Consider the following 9,530-nt stretch of genomic DNA (forward strand, 5'->3'; position numbering starts at 1 on the left):
GTTGCGACACCAGGCGCCTGGTGTCGCAACCGCCCTTCCCATGACCGAGAGTCCGAGACCTGCGGACCTGTGGAGACGCAGGGCGGACCAGCAGCTACCCCATGCGCCGAACCCCACCACGAAGTCGACGCCGCTGCGTTAGCGGGGGAGCAAGGCCCTACCCCGCCTGGGGCTTCGTCGTGTCACAGCACCGTTACAGTGCCTTCACTCAGGCCACACATGTCGCATGATGGTCCCTCAGCAGCGGATCCGCTCAGGGGGGATCGTGCACACCCGCACCATCGCCGCGCTCATGCTCACCGCCTGCGAGGGCACCGACACTGCTGGCAGCAAGCCCTGTAGCGCGCAGAGCGCCAACGACCAGCCGCTGGCCGCCAGCCACGCGCCCGCCACGGACGACAAGAAGACGGCCACCCTGCCGGACGTGATCGGCAAGGGCCTGCAGTCCGCGCAGGGCCAGGCTCAAGCCGCCGGCTTCTGCAGCCTGACCTCGCACGCCGCCCTCGGGCACGGCCACATGCAGCCCTTCGACCTTAATTGGAAGGTCTGCTGGCAGACCCGGACGCCCGGCGAACATCCGACCGACACCGCCGACTGTTCGACACACCCGGGATCAACGGCTGGGGACGGACCGAGAGCCGCGACGATCTCGAGGCCAAGGCCCGCGAGGCAGTCGAGATCGCCGACCTCATACTTCTGTGCTTCGACAGCCAGTCTCAGCAGGAGATGGAGTTCGAGAAGATCGCCGCCTGGATCCGCGACCACGGAAAGCCGGTGGTGGCTGTCCTCAACGTCCGCAATTCGCGCTGGCGCCACCCCGCGAAAGTTCCCAAGGCTCGCCGCAGGAATCTGTCCGAAGCGGTTCGCCAGCACCCCAGGGCCCCGGCAAAGTCGTGGAGTGGCCGGGGGTATCTCCCCGGCACCGAGAAGCAGCGTCGTCGTCGGAGGCGAGCGCGTGTAGGCGTGGTCCTTGTCGCAGCCACGGCCGTGACGATCGGCATGCTGCCGAGCTCGTACGCCGTACCGCCGCCGAGCAGCCGTTCGGGTGTCGACCTGGTCGACCTGCCCAAGCCGCAGCTCGCCGACGGTGAGGACGGCGGCGGTCTCGCCGAGCTCACGACGGCAGAGGTGCCCCCGACGGAGGATTACGAGCCGACGAAGACCGTCGCACCGGCGGGGACCGGTATCACCACACCGGCGACCGGCACGGTGGATGGGCTGACGCCGGGCGAGACCCAGCCGATCAGCTCCCTGCCGATCGAGATCGGCGCTCCTGCCACGGCCACCGCCGAGGAGACGACGGCGCTGGAGGGCGACTGGCAGGTCGCTCTCGCGAGCCAGGCAGAGTCCTCGGCGGCCGATGTCCAGGGCCTGGTCTTCACGGTGACCCCGCCGACGGGTGCCACGGGTGACGCGGTGGTCGCGCTCGACTACACCGACTTCGCGGAGCTTTACGGAGCGAACTGGGCGGACCGCCTCCAGATCGTCAAGTTCCCTGAGTGCTTCCTGACCACTCCGGATGTCGAGGGCTGCGCGGAGCCGACCGAGGTGGACACCACCAACGTCGTCGTCCCGCAGGAGTCCGACGTCGAAGGTGACGGGGTCCTCGACGGCGAGCGGCGCATCGAGGCGACGCTCGACGTCGCCGACCTGACGGACGCCGGTACAGCCCCGGCCACCGCGTCGGCGACCTCCACCGGGAGGGTCTCGACCGCGTTGTACCGCAAGCCCTCCGCCGGGTCCGCCCCCCTCACCCGGGCAGCCGCGCTGAGCGCGGCGAGCAACTCCGGCTCGTCCGTCCTCATGGCCACCTCCAGCGGCGGCGGTGCGAAGGGCGACTTCTCAGCGACCCCGCTGGCCAGCGCCGGTTCGTGGACAGCCGGCAGCAGTTCGGGCGGGTTCTCCTACACCTACCAGCTCACGCCGCCGTCAGTCCCCGGCGGTCCGGCACCGAGTCTGGCATTCGGGTACAACTCGCAGGGTGTGGACGGCCGTACCTCGGCCACCAACAACCAGGCGTCTTGGATCGGCGACGGCTGGGAGTACAACCCCGGCTCGATCACCCGGACCTACAAGGCCTGCCGCGACGACACCGAGAACGGCAACAACGCCAAGCGCAAAACGAGTGACCTCTGCTACGGCTCCGACAACGCGACCCTCACCCTCGGCGGCACCACCACCGAACTGGTCAAGGACGACGACGAGACCGGCAACGAGTGGGTCACCGCCAACGGGGACGGCTCGCGCGTGCGACTGCTGAAGGACACCTCACTCGGCAACGGCGACTCCCTGGGCGAGTACTGGGAGGTCACTACCCGGGACGGGACGAGCTATTACTTCGGCAGGCACAAGCTCCCCGGTTGGAGTGACAACGGCTCCGCCGCCGACGACCCGGTCACCAACTCCGTCCTGACCGTCCCCGTCTCCGGCAACCAGCCGGGCGAGGACTGCTACGACGCCGACTTTGCGAAGTCCTTCTGCGACCGCGGCTGGCGCTGGAACCTCGACTACGTCGTCGACACCTCCGGTAGCGCCATGTCCTTGTGGTGGGAGAAGGAGAAGTCCCTCTACGCCAAGAACATGAAGTTCAAGACCCCGGTCTCCTACGACCGGGGCGGCTACCTCAAGCGCGTCGACTACGGCCAGCGCGCGAGCACCCTCTACAGCGCGGCCCCGCTCGCCCGCGTCGACTTCGCCGTCGACGAGCGCTGCTTCGTCGAGGACGGCATCGCCTGCTCCGAAGCCAACTTCACCTCGGGCGACTTCGCCAAGAACCACATCTGGTACGACACCCCTGCAGACCTGCTGTGCAAGTCCGGCAAGGACTGCTACGTGCCGGTCCCGACCTTCTGGACCCGCAAGCGCCTGGCCCAGGTCACCGCCTCCACCCAGCGCACCGAAGGCTCCACCACACTCTCCAAGGTGGACGCCTGGACCCTGGAACAGTCGCTGCCGTCCGAGCGCACCGACGAGGGCACCGCCCTCTGGCTCGACTCCATCACCCGCACCGGATACGGCACCGACGGCGAGGCGCAGGCCCTGCGGCCGGTGACTTTCGTGCCCAACACCCAGCCGATGCCCAACCGAGTGCGCCGGGGCGAGAAGGATCCCAGCCCGACCTTCGACCGGCTGCGCGTCGAGCGGATCATCAGCGAGTACGGCGGCGAGACATTCGTCGACTACCGCGAACCCAGCGGCGCATGCAAGACCGGCTCCGGCTTCCCGGCCGTCGAGTCCAACACCGGCCTCTGCTACCCGGCGTACTGGCACCCCGACCCGGACAAGGCCGACGAGTCCATAGAGTGGTTCAACAAGTACGTCGTCGACAACGTCCAGGAACTCCCCGGCGTCAAGGGCGTCGAGCCCGTCACCACCTCGTACGTCTACGGCGACGGAGGTGACACGAAGGGCGCCTGGGCCCTGAACCAGGCGGAGTTCTCCAAGAAGAAGACCCGCACCTACGACCAGTGGCGCGGCTTCAGCCGGGTCCGCACGGTCAGTGGCGCCGACTCGACGGACGCGTACGAGGGCAGTGCGAAGTCCATGTCGGAGGTCCGCTACTTCCGCGGCATGAACGGGGACCCGCTCCCCGGTGGCTCCAAGCGCGCGGTGAGCGTCCTCGACAACGACGGCGTCAAGATCGCCGACGACGACCTCGCCCTCCAAGGGCGGGTCGCCGAGGAGCTCGACTACACCGGGCTCGGCGGCACAATGGTCTCCCGCTCCGTCGACTACCCCAAGGTCGTGGAGCTGGCGAGCCGCACCCGGGCCGACGGCATCCCCACGCTCAAGGCATACCGGGTCCTGGACGACCACACCATCACCACCACCCGCACCTCGGGTACCGACAACTCGCTGCGCACCAACACCACGTACGACGACACCTACGGTCTGCCGCTCACCGTGGAGTCCCTCGGTGACACCGGGAAATCCGGCGACGAGACGTGCTCGGTCCTCAGCTACGTCCACAACACGACGAAGAACCTGATCGGTCTCGACAAGGAGACGCTGACCACGGCCGGCACCTGTGCCGAAGCGCCGACCGCTCCCGTCTCCGCGCGCATCGCCGGTTCCCGTATCGCCTACGACGACCTGGCGTTCGGTGCCACCCCGACCTCAGGTTCGGCGACCACCACCTGGTCCCTCAACGGGAAGGGTGACGCCTGGCAGCAGACGGCCGCGCTCACCTACGACTCCTACGGTCGCGTGCTGACGACGACCAACGCCAAGAACGAAACCGAGAAGACCACCTACACGCCGACCACCGGCCAGGTCTACTCGATCACCGAGGAGAACGCGAAGAAGCACACCTCCACCACCTACCTGGAGCCCGCGCGCGGCACCACGCTGAAGGAGGTCGACGCCAACGGGCGCACGACCCTCTACCAGTACGACGCGCTCGGCCGCACCACCGCCGGCTGGGGCACCTCGCAGAGCGCCGACGAGAAGCCGTCGGTCAAGTTCACCTACAACACTTTGCCCAGCGAGCCGGTCAACGTCGTCAGCTCCACACTGAAGGACAACGGCACCGACTACGACGACTCCGTCGTCTTCTACGATGGCCTCGGCCGCGAGCGCCAGCGCCAGGAACCAGCCGTCGGCAACGGCCGGCTGATCACCGACACCATCTACAGCACCAACGGCACCATCGCGCGAACCAACAACGGCTACTACGCCGACGGCCTGCCGCAAACGGTGATGTTCGAGGTCGACTCCGACTTCAAGATCCCGAACGCCACCCTCTACAAGTACGACGGCCAGGGCCGCGTCCTCGCGGAGACGCCGTACATGGCGGGCTCCACGATGCCTGAGAAGGCGACGCGCTACGAGTACGGGTACGACTGGTCCACCGTGATTCCGCCGCTCGGCGGGGCGGCGCAGCGGACGTGGAGCGACGCCCAGGGGCGCACTGTTCGCGTCGACACGTTCACGGATGCGGCACGCTCGGCGTTCCGGTCGACCACGTACTCCTTCGACGCGCGCGGCGACCAGGTCAAGGCGGAGGACTCATCGAAGAACGTCTGGTCCTGGACCTACGACGCGCTTGGCCGGCAGGTCACAGCGACCGACCCGGACACGGGCACGACCAGCACCACGTACGACGTGCTCGGCCGCCCCGAGACGGCCACAGACAGCAGGCCGTCCACAACCTGGACGAAGTACGACGAGCTCGGCCGCGTGACCGAGCAACGGAAAGGTTCATCCACGGGCGAGCTGCTGACGTCCGCCACCTACGACCAGGTCATCGGCGGTCTGGGATTCCCGTCCACGACCACCCGTTACACGGATGGGTTGCCCTACACCAAGACCGTCACGGGCTACACCACCGAGTACCAGCCGACGGGTATGAAACTGACGCTGCCGGCAACGATCGCGGCGCAGTACGGACTCCAGGAGACGTACGCCTACACCTACGAGTACAGCAAATCCGGTCAGTTGAAGTCCGCTTCACTGCCGGCGGCGGGCGGCCTGTCTCCAGAGAAGATCGTCACGCGGTACAACGATGACGGCCTGCCGGTCTCCACGTCCGGTATCGACTGGTACAACGCGGACACTGATTACAGCGTCTACGGCCAGGTGCTGCGTGCGGTCACGGGTGAGAACCCGAACCGCGTCTGGACCACGAACCTGTTCGACGAGCGCACCGGTGAACTGACGAAGTCCTACACCGACCGTGAGTCCATCAGTGACACCTCGGCAGTTCTTGGCAACAGGGTCAACGTCCGCTCGTACGCGTACGACCCGGCAGGCAACGTCACCAAGATCGAGGACGCTGTCGACTCGAACACCGACCGCCAGTGCTTCCGCTACGACGCCATCGGTCAGATGACCGAAGCCTGGACGGCTTCCGACACGACGTGCGCGGTGAAGGCAGACGGAACCCCGAGCACCCCGACCATCGGCGCGGCGGGCGACGGATACCACAAGTCGTACACATACGACGCGATGGGCAACCGCAAGGCCGAGGTCGACCACTACCTGGGTATCGCGGGTACCACCACCACGGTCCTGGACCCTACGAAGGACGCCACCACGTCCTACACCTACGGAAAGGCGGACGGCACTCAGCCACATACCCTGACCGGGATGTCGTCCACCTACCTGACGGACGCGGGAGCCAAGGTCACTGAGGCCTCCAGCCGCACCTACGACAAGGCGGGCAACACCGAGACGCGTACCGACGGTGGAGACCAGCAGGGCCTGACCTGGACCTGGGACGGCAAACTGGAAACCGTCACAGGATTCGGTGAAAGCGGCGCGGGAGCCTGGACAGGCCTCTCCGGTAAGTGCCTTGACCTTTCTTCTTCCTTGACGGTCGCCGGAACCGCGATTCAGCTCTATTCCTGCAACGGCACCCGTGCCCAGCAGTTCCGGATCGAGGGTGCCACGCCCACCGACTCCTCCAAGGGTGCGCTCAAGGTTCTGGACCAGTGCGTGGTCCCGAAGGACGGCGCCACCACTGACGGCACAGCGGTCGTGATCGCCAAGTGCACCGGAGCTGCGGCCCAGCAGTGGACGGCGGTCGAGTCCGGTCACAAGCTCAAGCACGTCGCGTCGGGCAAGTGTCTGGTGGTTCCCGGTGCCAACACGGCTGCGGGTACCGACCTCACGCTCGGCACCTGTGATGCGAACGGGTCCGCCCAGTCGTGGGCGCCGGCGGACGAGACGAAGTACGTCTATGGGCCCACCGGTGAGCGCTTGATGGCGATTACCGACAGCACCCGCACCCTCTACCTCGGGGACGCCACAGTCTCGGTGAACTCGGACGGGACGCCGAACTACTCGGAGCGCTACTACCAGCAGGCCGGCGGCCCCGTGGTGATGCGGTTCAAGCAAGGCGGCGGCGCCGACCAACTGTCGATGCAGGTCACCGACCAGAACGGCACCGCGTACATCAACGTCAAGCTCGCCCCGGGCAACACGGTGAAGTTCGACAAGACCGACCCCTTCGGAGTCACCCGCAAGGAGAACGCCGGCTGGCAGTCTCACAAGGGATACATCGGCGGCGAAGACGACAGCTCCTCCGGTCTCGTCCATCTCGGCGCGCGGGAGTACGACCCGGAGACAGGCCGCTTCATATCTCCGGACCCGGTCCTCGATCTGGCTGATCCAGTCCAGATGAACGGGTACGTCTACTGCGAGAACAACCCTGTCACCTTCGCCGACCCCAGCGGTCTGATGATGGACGGTGGCGGGGGAGACGGAGGAGGCGGTGGTACTGCTGAGACCGCAGAGGAGGCGTGGGCCAACCAGCAACTGAACACGTCGATGTCCGACATCATCCTCAACGTCGGATGGGCCGTCTTCAAGGAGTTCATCGGCTGGAACGACGTCGTCAGCTGCTTCTCACGTGGCGACATGTGGGCCTGCGGCTCCCTGATCATCGACGCCATTCCGTGGACCTCGGTCTTCAGCAAGGGCAAGAAGATCTGGCGAGCGGTCGAGAAGACCTTCAGCGCCATCAGTGCCTGGCGCAATGCCCAGGAGAAGGCCCGCAAGATCATCGCGGCTGCCAAGGCGGCACGTGAGGCCGCCAGGAAGGCTGCCGCAGCAGCGAAGGCCGCAGCCAAGAGGGCGGCCCAGGCAGCCAAGAAGAAGGCCCAGGAGGCGGCTACCCGAGCAGCGAAGAAGGCGGCCGAGAAAACCGGCAACCCCGCCCAACGAGCCAAGAAGATCGCGGCCAAGACCAACGAGAAGGTCAAGAGCGCCGCTCAGCGGGTCAAGCAGGCGTTCACCAGAAAGCCGTCCTGCGACAAGCCGAACAGCTTCGTGCCGGGCACCCCTGTGGTCATGGCCGACGGGTCGACCAAACCCATCGAGAAGGTCAAAAACGGCGACAAGGTGTTGGCTACGGATCCCGAGACCGGGGAGACGACGGCCGAGGTCGTCACTGCCGAAATCGAGGGTGAGGGCGGCAAGCACCTCGTCAAGGTCACCATCGACACCGATGGCGACAGGGGCGGTAAAACGGCCTCGGTCACAGCCACGGACAGCCACCCCTTCTGGGTCGAAGCCGTCGGTGCATGGGTTGACGCCACTGACCTGGAGATCGGTGAGTGGCTCCGCACGAGTGCCGGCGCCTATGTCCAGATCACCGCGATCGAACGATGGACGGCATCCGATGCAACGGTCCACAACCTCACCGTCAACGACCTCCACACGTACTATGTGCTGGCGGGGGCCACGCCGGTACTCGTTCATAACTGCAATACAGAAATCAAGAATGTGGCCCTCGGGACAAGCGATAACGGGCTAGAGGATTTCGCCAAAGATAATGGGTACACCCAGTTTATGGGCGAGACGCGAGACGGGGCTCTCTCTAACGTTCGCGATGTTGCAAATGAACACCCCGAGGCGCACATTCATGTACGTCTTGACGGATTCACGATGACGAACGGGCAGAAGGGCACGCCGGCCGAGCTCTTCGATGACGCCGTGAAGGAGGGGCAAGGTGACAACTGGTACACGACTCAGCGAGAGATGGCGATCCTTGAGCGCGCCTTCCGGGTTGGCAATCTTGGGAGCGATAGGCTCTCCTTCTATATGGGCGGAAAAAATATCACGAGTGAGATTTTCTCAGGCTCTCGACACCTAGGAGGTTCCTAGTGGAGATCATTGCTAGCTGGGGTCGCCCATTTCGCATCTGGCACTACTCCGTAAGCTACCGTCAACTACTCCTGCGTAGCTTGACCGATGCTTCTCCGAGTCGAGTCGATATCCTCTTTTCAAACGTTCGGTTCTTTCACGGCGCGATGGACTACAACCGACTTGAGGTTTGCGTAGACCCGCAATTCCACCCGCCAGATTCTATTGACCTGAGCGGGATCGCGGGCAAGTGGTTCGCACTTAACGGAGGCGCTGGCTATCTTTACGGGACGCATTGCCAGTGGCATGAAGATGACGGCAGCGCTCTGACCCCGTCGAGATTCGGGCCACTTAAGAGAACGGATTGACGTTCATGTGGTGCCCTCTCCTCGCCCTTCAGGCTGCTCCGCGGACCACAGTGGCCACTGTAATGAGGATGTTGGAATGTAGTCGCTGTTGCATTCCAACGCCTTCACCCGTTCGCGAACCATCGCTCTCTACTGCCACTGCGTCCTGATTTTTCGACTGGCCGGTATCTTCCGAAAGGAGAATCGATAACGTCAGCAAAGAGAAGCCCCGTCAGCGAGTCCTGACGGGGCTTCTACGCTGGTTGGGGCCAGTAGTTGACGGCAATGTCATCGGACGAGGGTGGAGCATAAGCAAGCGGCCCGACTCGTCACCACCCACGCCCACACCAATCGGAGATCTTTTGCGGGACAGGTCTTAGCTTAGTTAGGGGACGATCGATCACTTACAGTGCATTGGCAGGATTCGGGTGGCGCCTGGAATAGCCGGAAATATGGGAGGCGTTAATCAGGGTCTTCGAATTTGATGGGGGTGCGGCGGTGACGTAAGCATTCAGAAGGTCGTGGTCTGGGTCACTGTCTGACGATGTGACAAGTGGTGGGCGGGTGCGGCAGGATCCGTGCTCGTGTCGTCCGCCT

Annotated in this window: 1 protein-coding gene; it reads left to right on the forward strand. The window is 65.2% G+C overall.

Features of this window, described 5'->3' with window-relative positions; all coding sequences use genetic code 11:
* Positions 1–537 precede the first annotated feature (537 nt).
* Complete coding sequence (locus ACFU5K_RS30000) at positions 538–8,607, forward strand: RHS repeat-associated core domain-containing protein (protein WP_384067284.1); 8,070 nt, start codon at positions 538–540, stop codon at positions 8,605–8,607.
* The last annotated feature ends 923 nt before the right edge of the window (positions 8,608–9,530 follow it).

It is taken from the genome of Streptomyces sp. NPDC057428 (assembly GCF_042803195.1).
Lineage (GTDB): Bacteria > Actinomycetota > Actinomycetes > Streptomycetales > Streptomycetaceae > Streptomyces.